This window comes from Bradyrhizobium sp. AZCC 1588 (genome assembly GCF_036924735.1).
GTDB lineage: Bacteria > Pseudomonadota > Alphaproteobacteria > Rhizobiales > Xanthobacteraceae > Bradyrhizobium.
This window is the reverse complement of record NZ_JAZHSC010000001.1, coordinates 2456589-2481916: the sequence shown is the minus strand read 5'-3', so window position 1 is coordinate 2481916 and position 25328 is coordinate 2456589. Positions and strand designations below refer to the sequence as shown.

General features: G+C 63.0%; 24 protein-coding genes. 13 read left to right on the top strand and 11 right to left on the bottom strand.

Translation table 11 applies throughout. The features are described 5' to 3' along the window. Positions 1-93 precede the first annotated feature (93 nt). From V1277_RS11615 to V1277_RS11605, 3 genes are all read right to left on the bottom strand, one after another. Positions 94-414 carry a cupredoxin domain-containing protein gene (locus tag V1277_RS11615; RefSeq protein ID WP_334416265.1) on the bottom strand — a complete coding sequence of 107 codons (321 nt, stop codon included), beginning with the start codon at positions 412-414 and terminating at the stop codon, positions 94-96. A gap of 9 nt (positions 415-423) precedes the next feature. Further along, positions 424-945: a DUF4142 domain-containing protein gene (locus tag V1277_RS11610; protein WP_334416264.1), complete on the bottom strand. Its 522-nt coding sequence runs from the start codon at positions 943-945 to the stop codon at positions 424-426. 124 nt (positions 946-1069) lie between these two features. Then, positions 1070-1750 carry an RNA polymerase sigma factor gene (locus V1277_RS11605; RefSeq protein WP_334416263.1) on the bottom strand — a complete coding sequence of 227 codons (681 nt, stop codon included), beginning with the start codon at positions 1748-1750 and terminating at the stop codon, positions 1070-1072. 244 nt (positions 1751-1994) lie between these two features. Between V1277_RS11605 and V1277_RS11600 the strand changes: the two genes are divergently transcribed. After that, positions 1995-2561, top strand: coding sequence for a thiamine pyrophosphate-binding protein (locus V1277_RS11600; RefSeq protein WP_057841186.1), 567 nt, complete (start codon positions 1995-1997; stop codon positions 2559-2561). After that, the gene (locus V1277_RS11595) at positions 2558-3157 is read left to right on the top strand and encodes a thiamine pyrophosphate-dependent enzyme (RefSeq protein WP_334416262.1); all 600 of its coding nucleotides are present in this window, start codon (positions 2558-2560) and stop codon (positions 3155-3157) included. Before V1277_RS11600 ends, V1277_RS11595 begins: the two co-directional genes overlap by 4 nt. Before the next feature lie 7 nt (positions 3158-3164). On the opposite strand, the gene V1277_RS11590 is transcribed toward V1277_RS11595, so the two are convergent. Continuing rightward, on the bottom strand, positions 3165-4088 hold the full coding sequence (locus V1277_RS11590) for a LysR family transcriptional regulator (RefSeq protein ID WP_334416261.1): 924 nt from the start codon (positions 4086-4088) through the stop codon (positions 3165-3167). A 59-nt stretch (positions 4089-4147) separates the two neighbouring features. On the opposite strand from V1277_RS11590, the gene V1277_RS11585 reads away from it, so the two are divergent. Further along, a complete protein-coding gene (locus V1277_RS11585) occupies positions 4148-5380 on the top strand; it encodes a rhodanese-like domain-containing protein (RefSeq protein ID WP_334416260.1) in 1233 nt (410 codons plus the stop codon). 43 nt (positions 5381-5423) lie between these two features. Here V1277_RS11585 and V1277_RS11580 read toward each other — a convergent pair whose 3' ends face one another. Then, a complete protein-coding gene (locus V1277_RS11580; protein ID WP_334416259.1) occupies positions 5424-6140 on the bottom strand; it encodes a DNA-3-methyladenine glycosylase I in 717 nt (238 codons plus the stop codon). A gap of 305 nt (positions 6141-6445) precedes the next feature. Between V1277_RS11580 and V1277_RS11575 the strand changes: the two genes are divergently transcribed. The 3 genes from V1277_RS11575 (at position 6446) to V1277_RS11565 (ending at position 10115) form a co-directional block, all read left to right on the top strand. Then, positions 6446-8305 (top strand): DEAD/DEAH box helicase, encoded by a 1860-nt coding sequence (locus V1277_RS11575; RefSeq protein WP_334416258.1) that lies wholly within the window; start codon positions 6446-6448, stop codon positions 8303-8305. 57 nt (positions 8306-8362) lie between these two features. Then, positions 8363-8650 (top strand): DUF1330 domain-containing protein, encoded by a 288-nt coding sequence (locus V1277_RS11570; RefSeq protein WP_334416257.1) that lies wholly within the window; start codon positions 8363-8365, stop codon positions 8648-8650. Positions 8651-8858: 208 nt separating this feature from the next. Continuing rightward, positions 8859-10115, top strand: coding sequence for an aminopeptidase (locus V1277_RS11565; protein WP_334416256.1), 1257 nt, complete (start codon positions 8859-8861; stop codon positions 10113-10115). Here the strand turns inward: V1277_RS11565 and V1277_RS11560 are convergent, their stop codons facing one another. Then, on the bottom strand, positions 10116-11165 hold the full coding sequence (locus tag V1277_RS11560; protein WP_334416255.1) for an amidohydrolase family protein: 1050 nt from the start codon (positions 11163-11165) through the stop codon (positions 10116-10118). 132 nt (positions 11166-11297) lie between these two features. Continuing rightward, positions 11298-12116 (bottom strand): MBL fold metallo-hydrolase, encoded by an 819-nt coding sequence (locus tag V1277_RS11555; RefSeq protein WP_334416254.1) that lies wholly within the window; start codon positions 12114-12116, stop codon positions 11298-11300. A 208-nt stretch (positions 12117-12324) separates the two neighbouring features. Here V1277_RS11555 and V1277_RS11550 point away from each other — a divergent pair, with 208 nt between their 5' ends. Next, complete coding sequence (locus V1277_RS11550) at positions 12325-13209, top strand: alpha/beta fold hydrolase (protein ID WP_442894574.1); 885 nt, start codon at positions 12325-12327, stop codon at positions 13207-13209. Between the two features lie 65 nt (positions 13210-13274). On the opposite strand, the gene V1277_RS11545 is transcribed toward V1277_RS11550, so the two are convergent. Genes V1277_RS11545 through V1277_RS11535 form a run of 3 tightly spaced genes read right to left on the bottom strand, consistent with a single transcriptional unit; the run spans position 13275 to position 15868 of the window. Further along, positions 13275-13532, bottom strand: coding sequence for an AbrB/MazE/SpoVT family DNA-binding domain-containing protein (locus V1277_RS11545; RefSeq protein ID WP_334416252.1), 258 nt, complete (start codon positions 13530-13532; stop codon positions 13275-13277). A gap of 60 nt (positions 13533-13592) precedes the next feature. Then, positions 13593-15116 carry a permease gene (locus tag V1277_RS11540; protein WP_334416251.1) on the bottom strand — a complete coding sequence of 508 codons (1524 nt, stop codon included), beginning with the start codon at positions 15114-15116 and terminating at the stop codon, positions 13593-13595. Continuing rightward, complete coding sequence (locus V1277_RS11535; RefSeq protein WP_334420340.1) at positions 15113-15868, bottom strand: ABC transporter ATP-binding protein; 756 nt, start codon at positions 15866-15868, stop codon at positions 15113-15115. The genes V1277_RS11540 and V1277_RS11535 overlap by 4 nt, the downstream gene beginning before the upstream one ends. A gap of 288 nt (positions 15869-16156) precedes the next feature. Here V1277_RS11535 and V1277_RS11530 point away from each other — a divergent pair, with 288 nt between their 5' ends. From V1277_RS11530 to V1277_RS11505, 6 genes are all read left to right on the top strand, one after another. Next, positions 16157-17032 carry a branched-chain amino acid ABC transporter permease gene (locus V1277_RS11530; RefSeq protein ID WP_028351790.1) on the top strand — a complete coding sequence of 292 codons (876 nt, stop codon included), beginning with the start codon at positions 16157-16159 and terminating at the stop codon, positions 17030-17032. Continuing rightward, on the top strand, positions 17032-18183 hold the full coding sequence (locus V1277_RS11525; RefSeq protein WP_334416250.1) for a branched-chain amino acid ABC transporter permease: 1152 nt from the start codon (positions 17032-17034) through the stop codon (positions 18181-18183). The genes V1277_RS11530 and V1277_RS11525 overlap by 1 nt, the downstream gene beginning before the upstream one ends. Further along, positions 18180-18938 carry an ABC transporter ATP-binding protein gene (locus V1277_RS11520; protein WP_028351788.1) on the top strand — a complete coding sequence of 253 codons (759 nt, stop codon included), beginning with the start codon at positions 18180-18182 and terminating at the stop codon, positions 18936-18938. Before V1277_RS11525 ends, V1277_RS11520 begins: the two co-directional genes overlap by 4 nt. Positions 18939-18948: 10 nt before the next feature. Further along, a complete protein-coding gene (locus tag V1277_RS11515; RefSeq protein WP_028351787.1) occupies positions 18949-19728 on the top strand; it encodes an ABC transporter ATP-binding protein in 780 nt (259 codons plus the stop codon). 166 nt (positions 19729-19894) lie between these two features. Further along, positions 19895-21733: an AMP-dependent synthetase/ligase gene (locus tag V1277_RS11510; RefSeq protein WP_334416249.1), complete on the top strand. Its 1839-nt coding sequence runs from the start codon at positions 19895-19897 to the stop codon at positions 21731-21733. Positions 21734-21824: 91 nt separating this feature from the next. Then, a complete protein-coding gene (locus tag V1277_RS11505) occupies positions 21825-23024 on the top strand; it encodes an ABC transporter substrate-binding protein (RefSeq protein ID WP_334372423.1) in 1200 nt (399 codons plus the stop codon). A gap of 119 nt (positions 23025-23143) precedes the next feature. Here V1277_RS11505 and V1277_RS11500 read toward each other — a convergent pair whose 3' ends face one another. After that, on the bottom strand, positions 23144-25324 hold the full coding sequence (locus V1277_RS11500; protein ID WP_334416248.1) for a PQQ-dependent dehydrogenase, methanol/ethanol family: 2181 nt from the start codon (positions 25322-25324) through the stop codon (positions 23144-23146). Positions 25325-25328: the final 4 nt, after the last annotated feature.

The window sequence follows — 25328 nt, the reverse complement described above, 5'->3', positions numbered from 1 at the left end:
AATTGCACATCTGAGAATCCATCTCACCTCGGCCATGCGGCTCAATGGATTCCGGGCTCGCGCCAAGAGGCGCGCCCCGGAATGACGGCCGTGTTACGGCGCAATCGTCAGCACCGCCTTCATGTTCGGATGATAGCGGCAGTAATATTCGACGCTGCCGGCCTTCTTCAGCACCGACGTCACTGTCTTCTTCGGCGGCGTGGGGACATCGAAATCGCCGTTGCGCGCGGTCGCGGTGTGCGCGAACACGTCCTTGTTGATCCATTCGATGGTGTCGCCGACCTTGGCGGACACCTCGGCCGGCGCGAACACCAGATTGTCGATCGTGATCTGGATCGTCGCTGCATGCGCCGGGACGGCCGCCGCGCCAAGCAGCAGGGCGGCGACGAGGGGCAGATATCGTCCCGGACGCATGGCGGCCTCCTACTTCAGCTTGGCGGCGACTTGTTCGGCGTGCTGCTGGTGGCCTTGAAAAATCTTTAGGCCGGTTTGCAGCAGGCTCTTCAGCTCGGCATTGCTGGCCGACGGAATCAATTGCGTCTCCAGCGCGCTGTTGACGGCCTTGTGGTAGGCGACCTCGTTGGCGAGATAGGCCTTGTCGTAGTCGGCGCCTTTCAGCTTGTCGAGTTCGGCGAGTTTCTCGGTGGCCTGCTTCGACAGCGTCTTGCTGGTGTCGTTGTCCTCCGGCGTCACCTTCAGCTTCTTGACGAGGTCAAGCGCCTGCTTGTTCACGGCCTCATGGTCGCGCACCATGTCTTGCGCGAATGCCTTGACGTCCTTGTTGCGGGCTTTCGCGATCGCCTGCTTGGCGGCGTTGATGTCGATGACGCCCGCCGTGTAGGCGATATGCGCTATCTGGGGATCGGTGGGCTTTGCGCCTTGCGCCAGCGCGGCGCTGCCAAGAAGGCTCAATGCGGCGATCGCCGCGCTCAATCGTATGAACATGGCTTGATACTCCTGTGGCGCGGCGGGCCGCGCGTTGTGGATGCACAGGCGTTGGATGGTCGGAACGCGCGGAGGTTCCCAAGAAACTTACGTTCGGCAGCAGCCGGGCCTACATGGCCCCTAGCTAATACCCCAGCCGCTTCAGCACGGCGTCCGTCAGCCGTTCGCAACGACGGCCGGCAAAGGGGAACGCCTCCAGCACCACGGGGCCGATCTTGTTCTCGACGATATCGCGCAGCATGGTGCGGGCGCGGTGCAGTCGGGTTTTTACGGTCTCCGGCTTCAGCCCAAGAATTTCTGCGGTCTCTTCCACATTCATCCCCTCGATTACGCGAGTGATGAAGACGAGACGGAACGCTTCCGGCAATTCATCGATGGCGTGTTCGACGACATGCTGAATTTCACGCTGGGCCATGGATTTTTCCGGATCGTCGGCGGCAAGAGGAAACTGGATGATCTGGGCCTCCAGCGCGCCCTGCGGCAATGAGTCCAGTTCGACGGCGGGCCTCTGGCGGCGCAGCCGGCCGAGCGCCTCGTTCACGGCGATCCGCGACAACCACGTCGACAGGCTGGAATCACCGCGAAAGTTTTCCAGATGGGTGAAGGCACGGACATAGGCTTCCTGCACGACGTCCTCGGCCTCGCCATCGTTGCGCAGAATGCCGCGGGCAAGGCGATAGAGCCTGCGATTATTCGCCTGCATGATCGCCCGCACCGCCGCCTCGTCGCGGGCCAGCGCGCGGCGCACCAACTCGGCGTCGCCGGCATCGAGAGGCGCGATGTCCGGTATGTGGGCCTGGTGCATGATATCTACCAATAACAGGGTATTGGGATTGGATGCTGCAGGAGCCAGCAGGTTCCCGAAATAATTTCGGCTGCATAGGCGGGCCAAACGTCAGCGTGCCAGCCATTCGGCATGACGCATTGGCTGCACCGAGCCTTTCAATTTTGCGATAGAAGCCATGTCCACATTCAAATTCCTCGAACCCTCGCCGCGATCTATTCTGCACGTCAATCAACCCTTGGAATCGCGGAGGAAATTGAGCCCAATGGCGGAAGCAGCAAAATCACGCGCCGAGGCCGCACCGGCGCTGCCGACGTGGCCGGACGAGATCTACCGCGTGCTCAAGGACGCCGGCATTCGCCAGGTCGCGATGGTTCCGGACGCCGGCCACAGCCGCCTGATCCGCTCCTTCGAGGCCGATCCCGAGACTCGCGTCGTCACCCTGACGACGGAGGAAGAGGGCGTGGCGATGCTGGCGGGCGCGTGGCTCGGCGGCGAGCGCGGCGTTCTCCTGCTGCAGTCGAGCGGCGTCGGCAATTGCATCAACATGCTGTCGCTGCCCGTCATCTGCCATATGCCGCTGTTGATGATCGTCACCATGCGCGGCGATTGGGGCGAGTTCAATCCGTGGCAGATTCCGATGGGGCAGGGCACGCGGCCCTCGCTGGAGGCCATGGGCGTGATCGTGAACAAGGTCGATGAGCCTGATCTCGTCGCCTCCACCGTCCAGGGCGCGGCGAACCTCGCCTTCAACACCTGGAAGCCGGTGGCGGTCCTGATCGGCCAGCGCGTGCTTGGCGCCAAGAATTTCAAGGAGCTTGCCCGCAAATGAGCAATCCGAACGCACTTCTGCATCGCCGCGATGTCGTCAACGAATTGTTGCGCGACCGCGCCGATCTTCTCGTCATCGCCGGCCTCGGCGCGCCGAACTGGGACGTCTCCGCCGCCGGCGACCACCCGAACAATTTTCCACTCTGGGGCGCCATGGGCGCCGCCTCGATGATCGGGCTTGGGCTGGCGCTGGCGCAGCCCAAGCGCAAGGTGCTCGTCATCACCGGCGACGGCGAGATGCTAATGAATATCGGCTCGCTTGCCACGATCGCGGTGGAGGCGCCGAAGAATCTCACGATTGCCGTTCTCGACAACGAGCGCTTCGGCGAGACCGGCATGCAGAAAACCCCCACCGCCTCCGGCGTCGATCTTGCCGCCATCGCAACCGCTTGCGGCATCCGCACCTCGCGCATTGTTCGCACGATGGCGGAAGTCACCGAATTGCGCGATCTCGCGCATGAGGGACGCGGAACGGCCTTTGCGCAGATCAAGATCAATCCCGAGGCGCTGGTGTTCGTGATGCCGCCGGCGGACGGCGTCATCCTGACGACGCGATTCCGGCAATCGGTGTTGGGAGACGAGGCGCTTTTTAATTGAGGCGCGGTTACGCCGTCATGCTGATCTTCCAAAGCCCTTCCCTGGAGAGCTGTTGAATCTCGGATACGATCAACGTCGCGATCGTCGTCGTTGCGATCGACGGCGGGTGGGCGATCGGCGAGGCCAGAATCAGTTCGCGCGACACGGCGGGATTGACGGCGGCCATCTCCAGCCGTTTCGCCGCCACCTCGGTGCGGATCGCCGAGGGCGGCAGCAGCGTGTAGCCAAGCCCTTCCTCCATCAGGCTGATCTGGGCGCGGTAGGAATCGACCTCGATCATGGCCTCTAACTTCAGTTTTTCGCGCGCCAGCGCCTTCTCCAAGAGCGCCCGCAAGCCATGCGAGATGCTCGGCAGGATCAGCTTCTGCTTCACCAGCCACTTCAGATCGACCTGCTTGCGCTTGTTCAGCCCCGACCCCGGTGGCCCGACGGCGACGATATCCTCACGACCGATCGACTGGACCTGAAGATGGAGGTCGACCGCCGGACCATAGATGATCGCGAGATCCATCTCGCCGCGGTGCAGCCATTCGACCAGGTGTCCGCCATAGCTCTCCACCATGCGCAGCGAGACATCGGGAAACTCGTTGAGGACGCGGCGGGCAAACCGTCCGGACAGGACGGCGCTGACCGTCGGCACCAGCCCGAGAATGACCCGGCCCGACGGATTGCCGTTCGCCGATTTGAGGTCGTCGCTGACCTGCTCGATCTGGCGGATCAGGCCGGTGGTGCGGTCGAGCAGCATCCGGCCTGCGCTGGTCAAGAGCATGCCGCGCCCGTTGCGGACGAACAGCTCGACGCGAAGCTCATGCTCGAGCAGCTTGATATGCCGGCTCAGCGCCGGCTGCGCGGCACGCAGCCGGTCCGCGGCCTTGCTCAGGCTTCCAAGTTCGGCTACGGCCCGGAAAGTCCGCAATTGTTTGAGATCCATCGGGTGTCCAGAGTGTCCATTATGCAAGCGATCATAGGCCGTTTTCGGAATCTCCGTCCATGACCGTACCCTCAGTTACCCCCTCGCAAGTTCGCGCCGCGCTGCTGCTGCGCGAGGAAATCGCGCTGCTCGATGTCAGGCACGAGGCCGTGTTCGCCACCGGCCATCCTCTGTTTGCCGCCAACATGGCAGCCGACCGGATCGCGCTCGAAGCGGAGACGCGGCTGCCGCGCAAGGACGTGCCGATCGTGATCTATGACGCCGGTGAAGGCGTCGTCAGCGCAGCGGCGGACCACCTGAAAGCGTTGCGCTACACTAATGTCCGCCAGCTCGACGGCGGGCTGCAGGGCTGGAAGTTGGCGGGCTATGAGGTGTTCGAGGACGTCAATTCCTATGCCAAGGCGTTCGGCGAACTGGTCGAGTCGCGGCGGCACACGCCTTCGCTCGCCGCCGAGGAAGTCGGCGCCCTGATTGCGAGCGGCGCCAATATCCAAATCCTCGATGTCCGTCGCTTCGATGAATACGCCACCATGAACATCCCGGGCTCCATCAGCGTGCCCGGTGCGGAACTGGTATTGCGCGCCGGGCGCGCCGCACCGGATCCCGAGACCACCATCATCGTCAATTGCGCAGGCCGCACCCGCTCGATCATCGGCGCCCAGTCGCTGATCAATGCCGGCGTCGCGAACAAGGTGCGGGCGCTGCGCAACGGCACGATCGGCTGGACGCTGGCCAAACAACATCTCGAACATGGCAGTGACAGGTGCGGCGAGGTCGGTGCTATCAAAGACAGCGAAGCCAATGCCCGCGACGTCGCCTATCGCGCCGGCGTCCGGCACATCGGGCTTGAGGAAATGGCGGCGTTGCAGGCGCAGGCCAACCGTACGCTCTACTGCTTCGACGTCCGCTCGGAGGAGGAATACACGGCTGGCCATCTCAAGGGCTTCCGCCATTACGCCGGCGGGCAACTGGTGCAGGAAATCGATATGGCGGCGCCGGTGCGCGGCGCCCGGATCGTGCTGACGGACAGTATGAGCGTGCGTGCCGACATGACGGCGTCCTGGCTGGCGCAAATGGGCTGGGAAACTTACGTGCTCGAAGGGGGCTACGACGCCACGCTGGAAATCGGACCGCCGCGCCTGATCCCAAAACCCGATCCGTCACACCGCTATCGCCGGCCCTATGAGGGCACCGATGTCAAGGAAAGCGCCATGCAGGCTTATCTCGATTGGGAATACGGTCTCGTCGAGCAGCTCCGCCGCGACGGCACGCACGGATTTTTCGTCATATAATTCGAAGCGCTTGTCGCGCCGTAGCTCAAAGAGCGAAGGCGGATCATTCATCCGCGCCGAAACTGGCCAACTTCTCCGCCGAATAATTCTCGCCGATCGATAGCGCACAAATCCGAGAGATATGCACGTAGGGAAGGCCGGTCTCCTCCGCCCAGGCGTTGAACTGCGCCTGCACCTTCGCGAGATCGCGCTTGGAGGTAACCGTCTCCGCAATGTCGAGCCCGGCATCGCGTAGGCACAGCACGACGTCTCTGGAGGTGACGAATCCGTCCCAGCCGAGGAAACGCAGCATCATCTGCCCGGTATTGCCGCCGAGCCGGCTGCCGCGCTTGGCCAGCAGTTCCAGCAAGCCGGCCTGGTCCGACCGCGGCCAGTTCGCAAGGAACTTGCCGAAACTACCGTGCTCCTTGGCTACGTCGCGGACGAAGCCGGCATTGGCGCGCACCGACATGATCTTGGCGCCGTTGCGGACAATGCGGGTGTCCTTCATCAGGTCGTCCCAGAAATCATCCGGCTGCAGCGTCAGCGGCCCGGGCTTGAAGCCGAGAAACGCCTTCTCGAAGCCCGGCCATTTGCTCTCGATCACGCTCCAGGCAAAGCCCGCGCAGAACACCCGCTTGGTCATTTCGGCGAGAATCCGGTCGTCGCCGAGCTTGACGAGCGCCTTCGGGTCCGGCTTGGCCGGCAGCAGCTTGGCGAGTGCCTTCGGCCCGCCCTTGCGCTTCTCGGCGCGGGCGCGGATGGTTTTGAACGCGGTCACGGTGCATGGCCCCATATGGCTAAGTTGAAAACCACGGCTGAAATACCCGGAAAGCCGCAGTGTAGCGGATCATCCCGAAAATCCCAGCCGGCAGCCTGGAAGGTTAACCGTCGCAGAAGTGATCGGCTGACCTGCAAAGAATGGATGGCGTTCTGGCTGGATTTCGCCTAAAGCATCCCCACCTCATTCAAATCCGTCAGGCCGTGCGGCTGCGCGTCGTCAATGCGCAGCTTTTTAAGTCATTTCGGTTCGAGGCGCCCTTTTCATATTCCCGGCCGACAACGCCAACCAAGGTCTGACATCTCGTGACATTACTGCCCGCAAATGCGCCGCTCGCCCGAGCTTTGGCGGAACGCAACTATGATCGGCTGACGCCGGTGCAGACGGCGGTGCTGGCCGACGATGCTGATGGCCGTGACCTGCTCGTTTCTGCGCAAACCGGTTCCGGCAAAACGGTCGCCTATGGTCTGGCGATTGGAACGAACCTGCTGGATGGCGCCGAACGATTCGAGCGGGCTGCCGCGCCCCTTGCATTGATTGTCGCGCCGACCCGCGAGCTTGCGCTTCAGGTTCACCGCGAACTCGGCTGGCTTTATCAGCATGCGAACGCCCGCGTTGTTTCCTGCGTCGGCGGCATGGATCCGCGCCGCGAGCAGCGCGAACTGGCCGCGGGCGCCCATATCGTGGTCGGCACGCCGGGGCGACTCTGCGATCACTTGCGGCGTGGCCGGCTTGACGTCAGCGAGTTGAAGGCAATCGTGCTCGACGAGGCTGACGAGATGCTCGATCTCGGCTTCCGTGAGGATATGGAATTCATCCTGCAGGCCACACCCGACGATCGCCGCACGCTGTTGTTCTCGGCGACCCTGCCGCCCGGCATCGTCGCGCTGGCAAAGGAATATCAGCAGCAGGCCTTCCGCGTCGAAGTCGCCGGCGACGAAGGCGGTCATGCCGATATCGAGTATCGCGCCATCCGGATCGCCGCCGGCGATGTCGAGCACGCCGTCGTCAACATCCTCCGCTACTTCGAATCGCCGGGCACCCTGGTGTTCTGCAACACGCGCGAGGCCGTGCGACATCTGCAGGCAACGCTGCTGGAGCGCGGCTTCTCCGTGGTGGCGCTGTCGGGCGAGTTGACCCAGAACGAGCGAACGCTGGCGCTGCAGGCCTTGCGCGACGGCCGCGCCCGCGTTTGCGTTGCGACCGACGTTGCCGCGCGCGGCATCGATTTGCCGAACCTCGACCTCGTCATCCACGCCGATCTGCCGAACGATCCGGAAGTCATGCAGCATCGCTCCGGCCGCACCGGGCGAGCCGGTCGCAAGGGCGTCAGCATCTTGCTGGTGCCGCCGGCGCGGCGGCGTCGCGCGGACATGTTGCTCAAGCTCGCCGGCATTGACGCGGCCTGGGGCTTGGCGCCGCAGCCGGATGAAATCCGCAAGCTCGATCAGGAGCGGCTGCTGCGCGATGATGTGTTCGCAGGCGAAATAACTGCAGAGGATGAGGCACTCGCGCAAACCTTGCTTGCGGAACGGTCGTCGCAAGAGATCGCCACTGCACTAGCACGGCTCTATCGCGCGCGATTGCCCTCTCCCGAGGACATCGTCGATCCCGGCGAGGAGCGCGTCAAATCTCGTGCCGAGCGCGCCCGCGAGCGGGCCGATCGCGAGGCCGAGCGGGGATCGAAGCCTGCAAAATCGTCCGCGCGTCACCGCATGGGGGAGGACACCGTGTGGTTCAGCGCCGCGATCGGACGCCGGAAGAACGCGGAAGCGCGTTGGCTGCTGCCGATGTTGTGCCGCCGCGGCAGCATCAAGAAGGAAGATATCGGCACCATCCGTATTCTGGACACCGTCACCGAGTTCGAGATTTCCGCGCGTGTCGCCAGCCGCTTCGCCGCCAGAGTTCGCCGTCCCGACAAGGAAGACAGCATTCGCATCGAGGCGATGACGAATGCCCCGCCGCGCGAGGAGGCACGGCCCTCGAAGCCGCACGGCAAAACCGCAAAGAGCCCTGACCGGGCAGGGTTTGACAAGGAAGTGCGTTACGATAGGAAGAAACCGCATCGGGACAGGCCGGCTCACGCCGGAAAACCGCGGCATGAACGCGAGGCGCCCGCGGCGTCTGCATTCGCTACGAAGAAAAAGAAGAAGTTTCGCGGCTGACCGGCATGACCGAGACCTCAACGGCCCCGCCGCGCAATCCGCAAATGAGGAGTCGTCATGAGCGTCTACATCATCGCCCAGTTGAAGTTTACCCGCCGCGAACTCTACGATCGCTATCAGGCGCGCTTTATGGGCGTGTTCAATAAGTTCAGGGGCAAGCTCCTGGTGGCAGATGCGCATCCAGCGGTACTGGAAGGCGAATGGCCGCGCGACAAGGTCGTGATCATGGAATTTCCTGACAACGCCGCGGCAAAGGAATTTCAGAATTCGCCGGAATATCAGGAGATCTCGGTCGATCGTAAAGCCGGCGCCGACGCCATCGTGCTGGCGGTAAGGGGTTTGTAGGATGCCCGCCTTGCCACGTTGACTTGATCCGAGCCGGGGTTCCCGGCTTGGCATTGTTGCATTCCGGAACATCAACGAGGCCGGCTTTCGCCGGGCAATTCTTGTGCTATTGCTGCTGTCGCGCGCTTCGCTCGCGTTGACATGATTGCGCCATCATGGCCGAATGTTGCGAAGCCCTAAAAATCCTTCAACGTTGGCCGAAAGAATCATGACCGCACCTGAGCGAAACGCTTCCGTCTCGATTGATCCCGTAAAGCTCGACCGCCTCGCCGAAGTCGCGGTCAAGGTCGGCTTGCGGCTACAGCCGGGGCAGGACCTGCTGCTGACCGCGCCCTCGGTCGCGCTGCCGCTGGTGCGCCGGATTGCCGTACATGCCTACCAGGCCGGCGCGGGCTTGGTGACCCCGTTACTGTCGGACGAAGCGATCACGCTGGCGCGCTACCGCTACGGCCACGAAGCCGGTTTCGATCGTGCCGCCAACTGGCTCTACGAGGGCATGGCGAAGGCGTTCGGCGCCAACACCGCGCGCCTGGCCATCGTCGGCGACAATCCGATGCTGCTGTCGGGCGAGGATCCGGTGAAGGTGGCGCGCGCCAGCAAGGCCAATTCGATCGCCTATCAGCCGGCGCTGGAGAAGATCGTCAATTTCGATACCAACTGGAACATCATCGCCTATCCGAGCCCGTCCTGGGCCAAACAGGTTTTCCCTGACGTCCCCGAGGACGTCGCGGTGGCAAAACTGGCGGATGCGATTTTTGCGGCGTCCCGCGTCGATCAGGATGGCGCCGTCGCCGCCTGGGAAAAACACAACGCCGTGCTGCGCGAGCGGACCGAATGGCTGAACGGCCAGCGCTTCCACGCGCTGAAATATTCCGGCCCGGGCACCGATCTGACGATCGGTCTTGCCGACGGCCACGAATGGGAAGGCGGCGCCTCGACCGCGAAGAACGGCATTACCTGCAACGCCAACATCCCGACCGAGGAAGTCTTCACCACACCGCATTGCCGGCGCGTCAGCGGCCATGTCGTCTCCTCCAAGCCACTGTCCTATCAGGGCTCGCTGATCGACAACATCGCGGTCAGGTTCGAGGAAGGCCGCATCGTCGATGCTAGGGCCTCGCGCGGCGAGGAGGTGCTCAAGAAGGTGCTCGACACCGACGAGGGCGCGGCGCGTCTCGGCGAAGTGGCGCTGGTGCCGCATTCCTCGCCGATCTCGAAAAGCGGGCTGTTGTTCTTCAACACGCTGTTCGACGAGAACGCTGCTTCCCATATCGCGCTCGGCCAGTGCTACTCGAAATGCTTCGTTGGCGGCGACAAGCTGACGCCGCAGCAGATCGCCGAACAAGGCGGCAACAAGAGCCTCATTCACATCGACTGGATGATCGGATCGGCCGAGACCGACATCGACGGTATACACGCCGACGGAAGCCGCGTGCCGGTATTCCGCAAGGGCGAGTGGGCGTAGCTAGCCCAGCGTCAGCCTGTAGAAGTCGGTCGCTGTCTTCGAAAACAGCGCCGTCTTCTCGGCCTCGCTGTATTGCGCGGCCAGCCGCTTGAAGGCGTTGAAGATCACCTGATAGCTACACTGGCCCTTGTCGGGCGGAAAATTGCTTTCGAACATGCATCGTTTCGGTCCGAACGCCTCGATGCACGTTTCGATATAGGGGCGCCAGGCGGCCGCGGCCTCCTCGGAAGACGGCGGCTTCGGCCGCAGATGAAAGTCGTAGCCGAGCAGGCACATCGCGAGCCCGCCGAGCTTCACCACGACGTTCGGGCATCGCGCGATTTCCTGGATCGAGGCCTTCCATTCCGGTAACACCTCCTCGCGCCGGCCGGCAAAGCGGCCGATGCCGACCGGGCCGCCGCAATGATCGAGCACGATTTTGGTGTCGGGAAAAGCGCGGGCGAGATCGGTGAGTTCGCCGATCTGCGGATGAAACAGCCAGGCGTCGAAGCTCAGGCCCAATGGCGCGAGGCAGGCAAAGCCCCTGCGAAACGTGCTGTCGAGTAACAGCCCCTGCGGCCGCGTCGCATACATGCCGGCGACGTTGGGATCGGCATCCCACGCCGAGGAATGCCGGATGCCGCGGAAGCGGCCGTTGCCGGCAGCGATCTCCGCTTCCATCACGGCTCTTGCGCCTTCGCCGAGCAGCAGGTTGACGTGGCTGACGATGCCGGCGCAGATCGCGGCCTTGCCATAGCCGCCGCTCGCCGCCATCGCCGCAACGCCATTGGCGAACTCGACCTCGCCGACCGGGCGAAACGCTTCCGGCCCCTGCGCGCGGTACATCGAGCGGCAATCGACATAAACGGTCGCGATGATGTTGTGACCGGAGGCGATGTCGGCCGCCATCTCCTCGATCATGTAGCGCAGGCCGCCGCGGTCCCAGAGATGGTGATGCGGATCGACGATCGGACGGGCGGGATCGATGATCTCTTCGGTGTGCTGCGCCAGCCAGTCTTCGCGCGGATCGGCGTAGAGCCCGCTTCTGGAGGCGGGTGCAGTGCTGGCCATGGAGGTCGCTCCCTTGAATCGCTGATTCTTGTTTTACGTCATTGCGAGCGCAGCGAAGCAATCCATCCGTCCGCTTGCGGCACCATGGATTGCTTCGCTGCGCTCGCAATGACGGCGCTACTAGCGATGCGCTTATACCCCCTCCAGAATGATCACCGTCGGCGTGCCCGGCAGCGTCTCCCGCGAAATCTTCAGGGTCCGCTCGGTTCGCTGGTCGATGGTGAATTGCTGGCCGATCAGGCGCATGAATTCGTCGAGCGGGGTGGCGAAGCGGTGCATCGGCAGCACGATGGAGGAACGTAGCCGCCGGGTGATCTCGGAAACGCCGTCGAGCGACATCGTATAGGTGCCGTCGATCGGCACCATCACGATGTCGAGCCGGCCGATCGCCGCAAAATGCGTCTCGTCGAGTTTGTGATGCAGATGTCCGAGATGGCCGATGCAGAGGCCGGCGACTTCGAAGATGAAGATGGAGTTGCCATCCTTGATCATCCCGCCGCCGGAGCCCTCGCCATAGTAGCGGCGGATGTCGGTCGACACGTTGCGAATATAGACGTCGCCGACGCGCGTTGAGATATGCGCCGCCTGTCCATTCTCGCCCCAGCCATGCAGGACGTGCGGAATTTTTGGATCAGGAAACAGCGTGTAATGCGTCGAGTGGGCGCGGTTCATGGTAACGACATCAGGCAGGCGGCCGGTCCGGTAGGCGCCGTTGAAGTCAGTCCCGATCCGCACGCCGTCGGGCGTGTCGATGTAATAGGTGGAATGTCCGACATAGGTAATCGCGACCTCTTCCACCTTGGCGGCGGTACGGCGCAGGCTGACCGGAACGGCGCGTGGCGGCGCGTTCGCCATCGCCAGGCACTCGCTGCGTAAAGGCTGCTGTTGGGCGGCCGCCGGGACGATCAGCGAACCGAGGAAGGCGAGGGCGACAGCAAGGGATCGCAACATGGCATGACCCGTCAGCGGTGAAGGCCGTGGGCGACACTGTATCGCCGAATTCGGGAGACGTCATGGCATTCGCCCACGGCAGCGCGCCGGATTTGCTTCATCGGGGCCGGGCTATGACATATTGTAAGAAATAACCTGGGAGTTCGCCGTGACTGAAGAACCCGCCGCCCCGGCCTCGCGTGCCCCGTCATCGAAGCGGCTGGAGCCGCTGCGGCAGGTCGATGCCGGCCCGCTCAGCATCGCCTATTACGAGGCGGGCCCGGCGGATGGCCCCGCCGTGATGCTCATGCATGGCTTTCCCTATGACATTCATTCCTATGTCGACGTCGCGCCGCAACTGGCTGCCCAGGGCTGCCGTGTCATCGTTCCCTATCTGCGCGGCTATGGCCCGACCCGGTTTCGCGATGCCGCGACGCCGCGCTCGGGCGAGCAGGCGGCGGTCGGCGCGGACATGATGGCGCTGATGGATGCGCTCGGCATAAGCCACGCGGTGTTTGCCGGCTACGACTGGGGTGGCCGCGCGGCCTGCGTCGGCGCCGCCTTATGGCCGGCGCGTTGCCTCGGCCTCGTCTGCGTCAATTCCTATCTGATCCAGGATATTGCCAACGCCATGGTGCCAATGCGCCCCGAACGCGAGGTGGCGCTGTGGTACCAGTATTACTTCCAGCTCGAGCGCGGCCGCGCCGGTCTTGCCGCCAACCGACGCGAGATCGCCCGAATATTGTGGACGCAGTGGTCGCCGAACTGGTCGTTCGACGATGCCTGTTTCGAGCGAACTGCGAGCGCCCACGACAATCCCGACTACGTCGATGTGGTGATCCACAGCTATCGCCACCGCTTTGGTCTGGCCGAAGGAGATCCGCAATATGCCGACATCCAGCGCAGGCTGGCGGCACTTCCTCCCATCACCGTGCCGTCAATCACGCTGGACGGCGCTGGCGATGGCGTGGCGCCCGCGAGCGATGGCGCTGCCAGCGCGTCGAAATTCACCGGCCGCCGCGTCCATCGCGTGGTGCCGCGCGTCGGGCACAATCTGCCGCAGGAAGCGCCGGTGGAGTTTGCGGCGGCTGTGATGGAGCTGGTTCGCGGATAAGTCGAGGGAGATCAAACGCTGGGGCGACGTGAGCAGGAGGGTCGGAGAGGCAGTAGCGAAGCAGCCTATGGCTTTCGTTGACCGGCCCAGCTCAAAGCGGCTGCTTCGTTGATCTCGTCGATCGATAGGGAGGGACTGCCTTCCCTTCGCAGAAAACCGAACGTGTCCGAAATGCTTCCCTTTGGTCGACAGGCCTTGATCGCGAGACGGCCGTCGGAAAGCTTTTCAACACTAACTTGCTGACCGCACTGAACTCCAAGGTGCTCGAGCAAATCCTTGTCGAGCGCAATTTGTCCTTCCGCGGAAACAATAAGCGTAGCCATGGCGATCACGCCTTTTCTAGTTTCCCGAAGACACCTAGCACAAACGACCAACGGTGTCCGCTATTCTCGCCGTGGGCCGACCTTCCACGTCGCAGCCAGAATCGCCGCGGTCAGCGCGCCGCTGATCACGGCGGCAATCGGGATGGTGACGGCGAGAACTGACGTCGCAGCCCAGCCGATCGAGCAGAAGGCTTCCGCGAAGGTCGCCAGTCGCGACGAGGTCTGGCGGCGGCGGAACTGGGAGCGTTTGGCCTGCACGCGGAACCAGAGCTGGATCGCGGCGGCGGAGACGGTCGCGATAATGACGCCGAGCGCGGTGACGATCGCCTGCGTCAAGGAGGCAAACACAAGGGCTGCGATCAGCGGCGTGAAGATGGCGCCGATTGAGATCAGCACCACTTCAACCTTGGCGCGGATCACGCGCGAGGGCGGCAGCGGTGCGGTTGCGACCAGGTCGGCGGCATCTTCGCCTGATATCGTCAGCCATGCGAGGCCGCCGGCAAGCTGGCCCGCCGCCATCACGATCACGGGCGTGATCAGCACGATCGCGTCAGAGCTTTCGGAAAAACTTCGCCACAGCATCAGGGCCGGCGGCACCAGATACAGCAATTGCATCAGGCTTTGCGATAGCAGCCACGGGTCGCGCCGCAGCAGCAGGAACTCCTTGGTGCGTAGCGCCCGTTGCCGCGAGCCGCCGCGAAATGCCGTGGCGCGCGGCCCGCGACGGACAGAGCGCGTGGTTGCGGCGACACGGACGACGGTATCGGCAAATCGCGGCGAAAAGACCGCCATCACGGCGCCGAGCAGCAGGAGCCCGCCGGCCATGAGCCATGACAGCACCATGCCGTCGCCGATCGCCGCACGCGCCGGCCACCACAGCGGACTGTCGAGATCAGGCGCATAGGCTGAAGCGGCATCGGAGGTCAGCACGGCGAAGCGAGACAACGTACCGTAGGAAAGAATGGCCGCGACCTGGAGCGCGATGACGAAGCCGGCGCCGATGACGGCGGCCACGATCTGTGCGACGAGGCGGGTGCGGCTCGGGCCGATCAGCCTGAACAGCAGCACGGTGACCGCGATCGCTACCGCTGCAGCCGAAAGGCCGATGGCGACGACGACGCCGAACGCCGAGAGCCAGCGCACGCCGCCGCCGATCACGAGAACGTCTACAAAGGGCGTCGACAGCAGCAGCGCCATTCCGATGACGGATAGCGCGATCGCTGCGATCCGCACTGAGAACACGTTGGCGAGGTTGGCCGGCGACGACATCAGGAGGTCAAGATCGGCGCGGGCGTAAAACACCCGCGTCACGGATTCGATCGCCTGCGACAGCATCAAAGCCCAGGCGAGAAAGATAGTCGCGGTGATGACGATCAGTTCGGATTTGCCTAGCGGTGCCTGCAGATCGGCGAAGCGGCCGATTACGGCATAGGCCGGCAAATGCATGATGGCAGCGAACACGACCAGGGCGATGATGGCGCGCTTTCGTTTTCCCCGGCTGCCGGTCATCATGGCCAGCCATTCGCGCCAGGCCAGCCGGATCTCGTGCCGGGCAAACCAGGTGAGCGCCGCGGCCGAACTCATGCGGCGGCCGCATCGGCGTCGACGAGCGCGATGAACATGTCTTCGAGACTGGTGTCGCCGCGGCCATTCTGCTGGCGCAGCTCGCTGAGCGTACCCTCGGCCACCAGCCGTCCGGCGGCGATGACGCCGATCCGGTCGGCCATCCGCTCGGCGACTTCGAGAATATGCGTCGTCATGATCACGGTGCAGCCGGAGCGGACGCGCTCCTGCAGCAATCCCTTGACGTGCCGCGCGGACAGCGCGTCGAGCCCGGTCAGCGGCTCGTCCAGGATGATCAGCCGGGGATTGTGAACCAGTGCGCCGGCGAGCGCCACCTTCTGCCGCATGCCCTTGGAAAATCCCTCGCAGCGTTCGTGCAGATGCGGCTCCAGTCCGAGCGACGCCAGAAGCTGGTGAGCGGAAGTTTCGGAAGTTGCAGGATCGATGCCCCACAGGCCAGCGACGAATTCGAGATATTCCAGCGGCGTCAGCTTGTCGTAGATCATGGGCTCGTCGGAAACCCAGGCCATGATCTGCTTGGCGGCGACGGGATCGGCGAGCGCATCGATGCCCGATATCGCGACAGAGCCTGCGTCGGGCTTGAGCAGACCGGCGACCATGCGCAAGGTCGTGGTCTTGCCGGCGCCGTTGGGGCCGAGCAGGGCGTAGAACTCGCCGGTGCGAACGGTGAGGTCGAGCGCATCGACCGCCGGGCGGCGGTCAAAACGCTTCGTTAACCCTTGCACCTCGAGCGCCGATACATCCGCTTTCATGATTTCGGAACGATCCATTTGTTCGTCGCGGACCATGAACCGAAGAACTTTCGGCGCGGTGAATCTGGTGGACCAAATCGCGCCGACCCCCGCAACTTCCCGGGCTGCGGCATTTCTCCGCAATTGTTAACGGCGCCGCTCGCAGCGCTTTGTTGACAGCGGTCGGCGCTTTGGGCTCAATGCGACGGGACATATGCGGCTGCAGGCGTCGTCGATGCCGGGCAGCGTGTAGACACAAGATGCGAAGGAGGCGATCGACAGAATCGCCCGGCATCGGGGAGGGAAATGATGCTGGACTTCGTTCAGCAGCTCGTGAGTGGCATCGCGCTCGGCTGCGTTTATGGCCTGATCGCGCTCGGTTTCGTGCTCATTTACAAGGCAACCGAGGTCGTCAATTTCGCCCAGGGCGATTTGATGATGCTGGGCGGATTCTTCGCCTTCACATTCATCGGCATGCTTGGTCTCAATTACTGGCTCGGATTCGCCGGTGCCGTCATCGCCATGGCCCTGTTCGGCATGTTGGCCGAACGCGTCGTCGTGCGCCCGATTCTCGGTTATCCGCAGTTTTCCATCATCATGGCAACGATCGGGCTCGGATACTTCCTGCGCTCCGTCGTCGGCATGATCTGGGGCACCGACGATTTCAAGATCGAGACGCCGTTCAGCGACGGTGTGCTGCGAATCGGCTCGCTGGTGCTCGCATACGACAAGCTGTCGGTGATCGCCGCCACCATCATCCTCTGCGCGCTGCTGTACCTGTTCTTCAACCGTACCACGCTCGGCACCGCGATGCGCGCCAGTTCGGAGAACATGCTGGCTGCCTACTACATGGGCATTCCGGTCAAGCGCGTGGTCTCGATCGTGTGGGCGATCGCTGCGGCGGTCGCGACCGCAGCCGGCGTGCTGCTGGCGCCCATCACCTTCATTCACTCCAATGTCGGACTGGTGCTCGGCCTGAAAGCATTTCCCGCCGCCGTGCTCGGCGGTTTCGGCTCGATTCCGGGTGCCGTGGTCGGCGGCGTGCTGATCGGCGTGATCGAGAGCATGGCCGGCTTCTACCTGCCGCAGGGCTGGAAAGACGTCGCGCCCTACATCGTCCTTCTGGTGGTGCTGCTGCTCAAGCCCGAAGGCCTGTTCGGTGTTCACATGCGGAAGAAGGTCTAATGCGTTTTCTCTTCAAGACGGAATACGAAGACGACATCAAACTTTTTCCGCACAGCGGCTACGTCGTCTCCTACGGTATCCTGCTGGCGTTTCTGCTGATCGCGCCGTTCGTGCTTTCCAGCTATCTCGTCAGCCAACTGGTGTTCGTCTGCATCTATGCGACGGTTGGCGTGGGACTGATGATTCTCACCGGCTTCACCGGGCAGGCCTCGCTCGGGCACGCCGCCTTTCTGGCGATCGGCGCCTACACGGCGGCCTATCTGCAGCAGTTCAACGTGCCGTTTCCGGTCTACTTCCTGGCCGGCGGCCTGTTGACCGGCGTGGTCGGTGCGCTGGTCGGATTCCCGGCGCTGCGGCTGACGGGCATTTATCTCGTCATCGCGACGATTTCCTTTGCCTTCATCGTCGAGGAGGTGCTGGCTCGCTGGGAAAGCGTAACCCACGGCAACGAGGGCATGCGGGTCAAGACGCTGAGCCTGTTCGGGCAGGCGGTGCCGCAAAACGGCCCGACCTTCTACTATCTCTGTCTTGCCGTACTGATCCTGACCATCGTCGGCGCGCTCAATCTGCTGCGCTCGCCGACAGGACGCGCCTTCGTCGCGATCCGCGACAGCGAAACGGCGGCGCGCAGCATGGGCGTCAACGTGTCGCTCTACAAGGTGAAGTCGTTTGCGATCAGTGCGGCGATCACAGGCCTCGCCGGCGTGCTGTTCGCGCACAAGCTCTCCTTCATCTCGCCGGAAATGTTCACGCTGCAGCTCTCGATTGAGTTCATCATCGTGATCCTGATTGGCGGCGCCTTCAGCCTGCACGGCGCGGTGTTAGGTGCAATCTTTCTGGTCATGATCGACCCGTTCCTGACGTACCTGAAGGACGACCTGCCCGGCATCATCGCCGGCATCGCAGCGACCTTCGGCGCTGACAGCATTACGGCCGGGAAAATTCACGGCAACGTCGCCGCCATTGCGTCCGCCAACGGTCTGAAGGGCGCCATCTACGGGGTAATCATCGTGCTGTTCGTGCTGTTCGAGCCGCTCGGTCTCTACGGCCGCTGGCTGAAGATAAAACTCTTCTTCCAGCTCTTCCCGCTCTACAAGCGCGCCACCTTCAAACGCCAGAAGATCTACGTGAAATCGGAGCGGAACCGATGAGCTATTTCCGTGCGGAAAATCTCTCTCTGCACTTCGGCGGCCTCAAAGCTGTCGATTCCGTCAGCTTCGCTGTGGAAAAGGGCGAGATACTCTCGATCATCGGCCCGAACGGCGCCGGCAAGAGTTCAATCTTCAACCTGATCTCGCGGATTTATCCGCCGACCTCGGGCAGGATCTTCTTCGAAGACCAGGATATTACCAATCAGCCGGCCTACGATATCGCAGGCCTCGGCATCGCCCGCACCTTCCAGAACATCGAATTGTTCGAGAACGCGACCATGCTGAGCAATCTCCTGGTCGGCCGCCACCGCCACTCCACCACGCGGCTCTGGCAGGAATTGTTGTTCCTGCCGAGCGTGCGCGCCGGCGAAAAGATGCATCGCCGCCGTGTCGAGCAGGTAATCGAATTCCTCGATCTCGAAGCCTATCGCGACAAGCTGATCTCGGGACTGCCTTACGGCGTCCGCAAGGTGATCGAGCTGGCACGCGCGCTGTGTTCCGAGCCGAAGCTGATCCTGCTGGACGAGCCGTCCTCCGGCCTCAATGTCGAGGAGACCGAGGACATGTCGTTCTGGATCCGCGACATGAAGACCGAGCTTGGCATCACCGTCTTGATGGTCGAGCACGACATGACGCTGGTCAATCGCGTCTCCGACCGCGTGATTGCGCTTAACTATGGCCGAGTGCTCGCGATGGGCTCGCCGTCCGAGGTGCAGCGCCATCCCGATGTCGTCGCCGCCTATCTCGGCGCATGAGGATGATGCCATGAGCGCTTCCGACATCATCCTCAAGCTCAGCAATATCGAGAGCTATTACGGGCCGATCATGGCCATCCGCGGCATCAGCCTGGAGGTGCCGCGCGGCCGCATCGTCACCCTGCTCGGCGCCAACGGCGCCGGCAAGACCACCGTGCTCAAGACCATCTCCGGCATTCTCGATCCGCAAAAAGGCTCGATCGAGTTTCTGGGCAAGCCGATCCAGCGCATGGAAGCCGACAAGATCGTCCGGCTGGGCTTGAGCCACGTGCCGGAGGGGCGCGAGGTGTTTCCGTTCCTCTCGGTACGCGAGAACCTGATGATGGGTGCCTATCCGCGCAAGGATCGGGCCGGCGTCGCCGAGGACCTCGATCGCGTCTACGGCTATTTCCCGCGGCTGAAGGAACGCATCAACCAGCCGGCCGGGCAGCTTTCCGGCGGCGAGCAGCAGATGCTGGCGATCGGGCGGGCTCTGATGAACCGGCCGACCCTACTACTTTTGGACGAGCCCTCACTCGGCTTGTCGCCGATCCTGGTGAAAGAGATCTTCGCCATCATCAAGCGCGTCAACGAGGAGCAGGGCATGTCGATCCTGCTGGTCGAGCAGAACGCCAAGGTGGCGCTGGAGACCGCGCATTACGGCTACGTGCTGGAAATTGGCCGGGTCGTGATGAACGACACCTGCGAGCGGCTGATGAATTCAAAGGACATCCAGGAATTCTATCTCGGCGCCAAGGAGGAGGGCGCCCGCGGCGAACGGCGCTGGAAAAAGAAGAAGACGTGGCGTTAGAAAACTTGGCGTTAGAAAACCTGGCGTCAGAAGATCTGGCGTTAACCGTCGCAGTCAAAAGCATGGCGTTAAGAACGAGTTAGAGCTAAATTCGAGCCCTGCTTCGAAAACCAAGACCGGTTCAAACACCGGCACCCGAGGCAGGCGACAGAGGGAGGAGATGCGCATGGCCAGACCGGCAGTGCTGACGGTCGCCGACACGATCGCGAAGAGCTTCTTGCTGTCCGTGGAAACACGCGGCGACCGGCCGGCGATCCGCGAGAAGAAATTCGGCATCTGGCAGCCGACCAGTTGGCGCGAGTGGCTGCAGATATCCAAGGACGTGGCCTATGGCCTGCATGCCAGCGGGTTCCGCCCCGGGGACGTCGCCTCGATCATCGCCAACGCCGTGCCGGAATGGGTCTATGCCGACATGGGCATCCTCTGCGCCGGCGGCGTTTCGTCCGGCATCTACCCGACCGACTCCTCGTCGCAGGTCGAATATCTCATCAACGATTCCTCGACCAAGGTAATCTTCGCCGAGGACGAGGAGCAGCTCGACAAGATCCTCGCCTGCCGTTCGCGTTGTCCGACGCTGCAGAAGATCGTCGTGTTCGACATGGAAGGTCTGACCGGCTTTACCGACCCGATGGTGCTGTCGCTGGCCGAATTCATGGCGCTCGGTCGCAACCACGCGCAAGGCAACGAGGCGCTGTGGGACGAGATGATCGGAAGCCGAAGCGCAGGCGATCTCGCCATCCTCGTCTACACCTCGGGCACTACCGGCCCGCCCAAGGGCGCCATGCACTCCAACCGCAGCGTGACGCACCAGATGCGCCATGCCAATGACCTGTTTCCGTCGACCGACAACGAGGAACGGTTGGTGTTCCTGCCGCTCTGCCACGTCGCCGAGCGGATCGGCGGCTATTACGTCTCGCTTGCGCTGGGATCGGTGATGAATTTCGCCGAGAGTCCGGAGACCGTGCCGGATAATCTGCGCGAGGTGCAGCCGACCGCTTTCCTCGCGGTGCCGAGAATCTGGGAAAAGTTCTATTCCGGAATCACGATCGCGCTGAAGGATGCGACCACGTTTCAGAACTGGATGTACCGCAACGCCCTCGCCATCGGCAATCGGATGACCGAGTACAAGCTACAGGGCGATACGCCGCCACTGTCCTTGCGGCTGGCCAACCGCGCCGCCTATTGGCTGGTGTTCCGCAACATTCGCCGCATGCTCGGGCTCGATCGGTGCCGGCTGGCCTTTACCGGCGCAGCCCCGATCGCGCCGGACCTGATCCGCTGGTATCTCGCGCTCGGCCTCGACATGCGCGAAGTCTACGGCCAGACCGAGAATTGCGGCGTCGCGACCATCATGCCGCCCGACCGCATCAAGCTCGGGTCGGTCGGCAAGGCCGCGCCGTGGGGCGAGGTTGCGATCTCGCCGCAGGGCGAAATCCTGATCCGCGGCGATTTCCTGTTCATGGGCTATCTGAACCAGCCGGAGAAGACCGCCGAGACCATCGACGCCAAGGGATGGCTGCACACCGGCGATGTCGGCTCGATCGACAATGAAGGCTTCGTCAAGATCACTGACCGCATGAAGGACATCATCATCACCTCGGGCGGCAAGAACATCACGCCGTCGGAGATCGAGAACCAGCTAAAATTCTCGCCTTACGTTTCGGACGCCGTGGTGATCGGCGACAAGCGTCCGTATTTGACCTGCCTCGTGATGATCGACCAGGAGAACGTCGAGAAATACGCGCAGGACCACGATATTCCGTTTACCAATTATGCCAGCCTGTGCCGTGCGCAGGAGATCCAGGACTTGATCCAGCGCGAGATCGAGGCGGTCAACGCCAACTTCGCGCGTGTCGAGACCATCAAGAAGTTCTACCTGATCGAACGTCAGCTCACGCCCGAGGACGAGGAGCTGACGCCGACCATGAAGCTGAAGCGCAGCTTCGTGAACAAGCGCTATGCGGCCGAGATCGAAGCGATGTATCGCGAGAAGGCGGTGGCGTAGGCGACATTTGGAACCAAGCTATTTGAAAACGGCGAAGGACTGAGAAGGCCCCACCCTTCGCGCAACACGGGCCAAGGAAGAGGAGACTGCAATGTCGAAATCGTTCAAGGCGCTGGGCCTTGCGGTGAGCGCCCTTGCGCTGACCCAATTGCCGGCCGCAGCCCAAACCAAGGTTACCGATCAAGGCATCTCGGCCAATGAGATCGTCATCGGTACCCATCAGGATCTGTCCGGTCCGATCAAGGTCTGGGGCGTGCCGGTATCCAACGGCATGAAGATGGCAGCCGAAGAGATCAATACCGCAGGCGGCATCCACGGTCGCAAGGTCAAGCTGATCATCGAGGACAGCGGCTACGATCCGAAGCGCGCCGTGCTGGCCTCGCAGAAGATGGTCGAGCGCGACAAGGTCTTTGCCATGGTCGGCCCGATGGGGTCGCCCACTGTGCTCGCCGCGCAGGACATCCTGTTCGACGCCGGTGTCATGCAGCTCTTCCCGCTGACGGCGGCCGAATTCACCTTCAAGTTCGATCCGGCGAAGCCGCAGGAGAGGCTGAAGTTCAACAACCTGTTGCCTTACGTCGAGAGCACCCGCGCCGCCGTCAAGTACATGCTGGAGACCAAGGGTTTCAAGAAGCCCTGCATCCTGCATCAGGACGACGAGTACGGAAAGAACGTGCTTGACGGCTTCACGCAGCAGGTCAAGGCGATGAAGCTGGAGCCGGCCTCGGTGACGAGCTACAAGCGCGGCGCTTCCGACTTCAGCGCGCAGATCGCCAAGATGAAGTCCGATGGCTGCGACGTCGTCGTGCTCGGCACGGTGATCCGCGAGACCATCGGCGCGATGGGCGAGGCCAAGAAGCTTGGTTGGGACGTCACCTTCCTCGGCGCCACGCCGACCAACGTTCTGGAAGTGCCGGCGCTCGGCAAGGACGCGGTGGAAGGCCTCTACGCGGCCTCCGGCTTCGAAATTCCGTACGAAGACACCGCCAAGGGCAAGGTCAAGGATTGGCTCGCCAACTACAAGAAGATGTTCGGCTCGGATGCCAACACCCAGGCGATCATCGGCTACAACGCCATGATGACGTTTGCGTTCTACGCCGAGAAGGCCGGCAAGGACCTGACCGGCCAGAAGATGATGAGCGCGCTGGAGTCAGGCGAGCAGTTCCGCGACATCTTCAACTCGCCGCCGACCAAGTTCTCCAAGACCGACCATCTGGCCAACACCATCACTCAGGTCCAGCAGATCAAGAACGGCCGCTGGGTGCTGGTCAAGGAAGGCTTGATGTTCTGAGGGGCGCTTCGCTCTAACGACAGGGCTTCAACGAGAAGGGCTGCGCGATCATCTCGCGCAGCCCTCTTTATTTGCGCATCTGAGGTCTGGTGCTTGCGCACCATCCCGGGATGACTTCGTCACTTCGGCCTTATCGCGTCCGCGGTGCCCTGGATAAAGGCCTGGATCTTCACCACGTCGGCTTCGGTCAGCTTGCCGGTGAAGTCGGGCATGCCCTGATCGTGGAACGGGCCCTTGAACACGAAGTTCTTCAAGTTCTCGATGGTCTCCTTGGAGACATAGCCGAGATTCCTGACATTGCCGCCCTTGTCGACGCCGGGCACGCCATGGCACTGGGCGCAGGCGGTGACGTAGAGCGCAGTGCCTTCGGGAACGTCCTTCGGATCGTACTTGACGCCGGCGAGCAGGCCTTCGGTCTGGTACTTCACGAAGGCCGGCGGCGGCGCTTTGCCATCGATCGCGAAGGTGTAGACCGTGCCAGGGCTCTGCAGTTCGGTGGCGCGCGCGGCAATCCCGAACACGCCGCCCCAGCCGACCGCGATCGAGACATATTGCTTGCCGTCGATCAGATAGGTCGAGGCGGCCGCAACCACGCCGCTACCGACCGGCGTCTCCCAGAGCTTTTCGCCCGTCGTGGCGTTGTAGGCGATGAAGCGGCCGTCCGCAGTGCCCTGGAAAACGAGGTTGCCCGCGGTGGTGAGCGTGCCGCCGTTCCACGGCGCCACATATTCCGCGCGCCAGGCTTCCTTCTGCTTCACCGGGTCCCACGCGAGCAGGCGGCCGAACGGCGCGCTCTTCGGCGGCGTCGCGTTCAGCATGAAGCCGACGTTCCAGCCCGCCGCGGAAGCGAATTTGCCGGGCTCCTGTGCGTTGTGCTTGACCGCCTTTTCCGGCGTGAGGTTCACCGGAATGTTCTGCGCCGGCAGATAGACGAGGCCGGTCTGAGGATTGAACGACATCGGATGCCAGTTATGGGCGCCGTACGGGCCCGGGATGCTGTCATACTGTTCCCTCCCGCGCGCCTCCTTCACCTCGATCGGCCGGCCGTTGGCGTCGTAGCCGGTCGCCCAGTTCACATCGACGAAGTTCTTGGCCGAGATGAACTTGCCGTTGGTGCGGTCGACGACGAAGAAGAAGCCATTCTTCGGCGCGTGCAGGATCACCTTGCGTGGCGTTCCATCGATAGTGAGATCGGCGAGGATCATAGGCTGGGTGGAGGTGTAGTCCCAGTGATCGCCGGGCGTCTCCTGATAGTGCCAGACGTATTTTCCGGTGTCGGCGTTCAGCGCGACCAGCGAGGCCAGATAGAGGTTGTCGCCGCCGGACGGGCTGCGCACATCCCGATTCCACGGTGAGCCGTTGCCGGTGCCGATATAGACGAGGTTGAGGTCTGGATCGAAGGTAATGGTGTCCCACGCCGTTCCGCCGCCGCCGTTGATCCAGTATTTGCCGGCGGGGTCCCAGGTCTTGGCGGCGGCCGCCATTGATTCATCTTCGAACGGTTTTGACGGATCGCCCGGCACCGTGAACCAGCGCCAGGCCTGATTGCCGGTTTCGGCGTCGTAAGCGGTGACGTAGCCGCGGGCGCCGTATTCCGCACCGCCATTGCCGATCACGACCTTGCCGTTGAACACGCGCGGCGCGCCGGTGATGGTGTAGGAATGCTCCTTGTCGATCAGCGTGTCCTTTTCCCAGACCACTTTGCCGGTGACGGCGTCGAGCGCGATCAGCCGCCCGTCATAGACGCCGACGAACACCTTGCCTTTCCAGAGCGCAACGCCGCGATTGACCACGTCGCAGCAGCCTTTGTAGCCCTTTGTGCGATCGACCTTCGGATCGTATGTCCAGAGCCGCTTGCCGGTGCGGGCATCGATGGCATGCACCACACTCCAGGACGCGGTCTGATACATGACGCCGTCGACAACGACCGGCGTCGCCTCGACGCCGCGGGAGGATTCCAGCGGATAGCTCCACACCAGTCCGAGCTTCTTCACGTTGTCGGCGTTGATCTGGTTGAGCTTGGAAAAGCGCGTCTCGGCATAGTCGAGGCCGATGGTCGGCCAGTCGCTCGAGGTCGCGGTGTTGGCCTTGATCGATGCGCCGTCGACCGCCGAGGTAACCGCCTTGATGTGCTCGGGCGATCCCTTGGCGGGTGTCTGCGCAAGGGCTGTGCTGCAGCCCAGCGTCAGGCCCAGCCCGATTGCGATCACGGCCTGCGCAAAGCGCGCCGGCCGACGCGAAGTGACGGCAATTTCAGGAAATAAAAGGCAAGCGGAATCAACGCGCGGCAAACGTGTCATCTCA

Bases quoted from the DNA above. Each gene is read 5' to 3' on its own strand.
- V1277_RS11615 (WP_334416265.1), bottom strand. From the start codon at position 414: ATGCGTCCGGGACGATATCTGCCCCTCGTCGCCGCCCTGCTGCTTGGC.
- V1277_RS11610 (WP_334416264.1), bottom strand. From the start codon at position 945: ATGTTCATACGATTGAGCGCGGCGATCGCCGCATTGAGCCTTCTTGGC.
- V1277_RS11605 (WP_334416263.1), bottom strand. From the start codon at position 1,750: ATGCACCAGGCCCACATACCGGACATCGCGCCTCTCGATGCCGGCGAC.
- V1277_RS11600 (WP_057841186.1), top strand. From the start codon at position 1,995: ATGGCGGAAGCAGCAAAATCACGCGCCGAGGCCGCACCGGCGCTGCCG.
- V1277_RS11595 (WP_334416262.1), top strand. From the start codon at position 2,558: ATGAGCAATCCGAACGCACTTCTGCATCGCCGCGATGTCGTCAACGAA.
- V1277_RS11590 (WP_334416261.1), bottom strand. From the start codon at position 4,088: ATGGATCTCAAACAATTGCGGACTTTCCGGGCCGTAGCCGAACTTGGA.
- V1277_RS11585 (WP_334416260.1), top strand. From the start codon at position 4,148: ATGACCGTACCCTCAGTTACCCCCTCGCAAGTTCGCGCCGCGCTGCTG.
- V1277_RS11570 (WP_334416257.1), top strand. From the start codon at position 8,363: ATGAGCGTCTACATCATCGCCCAGTTGAAGTTTACCCGCCGCGAACTC.
- V1277_RS11565 (WP_334416256.1), top strand. From the start codon at position 8,859: ATGACCGCACCTGAGCGAAACGCTTCCGTCTCGATTGATCCCGTAAAG.
- V1277_RS11560 (WP_334416255.1), bottom strand. From the start codon at position 11,165: ATGGCCAGCACTGCACCCGCCTCCAGAAGCGGGCTCTACGCCGATCCG.
- V1277_RS11555 (WP_334416254.1), bottom strand. From the start codon at position 12,116: ATGTTGCGATCCCTTGCTGTCGCCCTCGCCTTCCTCGGTTCGCTGATC.
- V1277_RS11545 (WP_334416252.1), bottom strand. From the start codon at position 13,532: ATGGCTACGCTTATTGTTTCCGCGGAAGGACAAATTGCGCTCGACAAG.
- V1277_RS11540 (WP_334416251.1), bottom strand. From the start codon at position 15,116: ATGAGTTCGGCCGCGGCGCTCACCTGGTTTGCCCGGCACGAGATCCGG.
- V1277_RS11535 (WP_334420340.1), bottom strand. From the start codon at position 15,868: ATGAAAGCGGATGTATCGGCGCTCGAGGTGCAAGGGTTAACGAAGCGT.
- V1277_RS11530 (WP_028351790.1), top strand. From the start codon at position 16,157: ATGCTGGACTTCGTTCAGCAGCTCGTGAGTGGCATCGCGCTCGGCTGC.
- V1277_RS11525 (WP_334416250.1), top strand. From the start codon at position 17,032: ATGCGTTTTCTCTTCAAGACGGAATACGAAGACGACATCAAACTTTTT.
- V1277_RS11520 (WP_028351788.1), top strand. From the start codon at position 18,180: ATGAGCTATTTCCGTGCGGAAAATCTCTCTCTGCACTTCGGCGGCCTC.
- V1277_RS11515 (WP_028351787.1), top strand. From the start codon at position 18,949: ATGAGCGCTTCCGACATCATCCTCAAGCTCAGCAATATCGAGAGCTAT.
- V1277_RS11510 (WP_334416249.1), top strand. From the start codon at position 19,895: ATGGCCAGACCGGCAGTGCTGACGGTCGCCGACACGATCGCGAAGAGC.
- V1277_RS11505 (WP_334372423.1), top strand. From the start codon at position 21,825: ATGTCGAAATCGTTCAAGGCGCTGGGCCTTGCGGTGAGCGCCCTTGCG.
- V1277_RS11500 (WP_334416248.1), bottom strand. From the start codon at position 25,324: ATGACACGTTTGCCGCGCGTTGATTCCGCTTGCCTTTTATTTCCTGAA.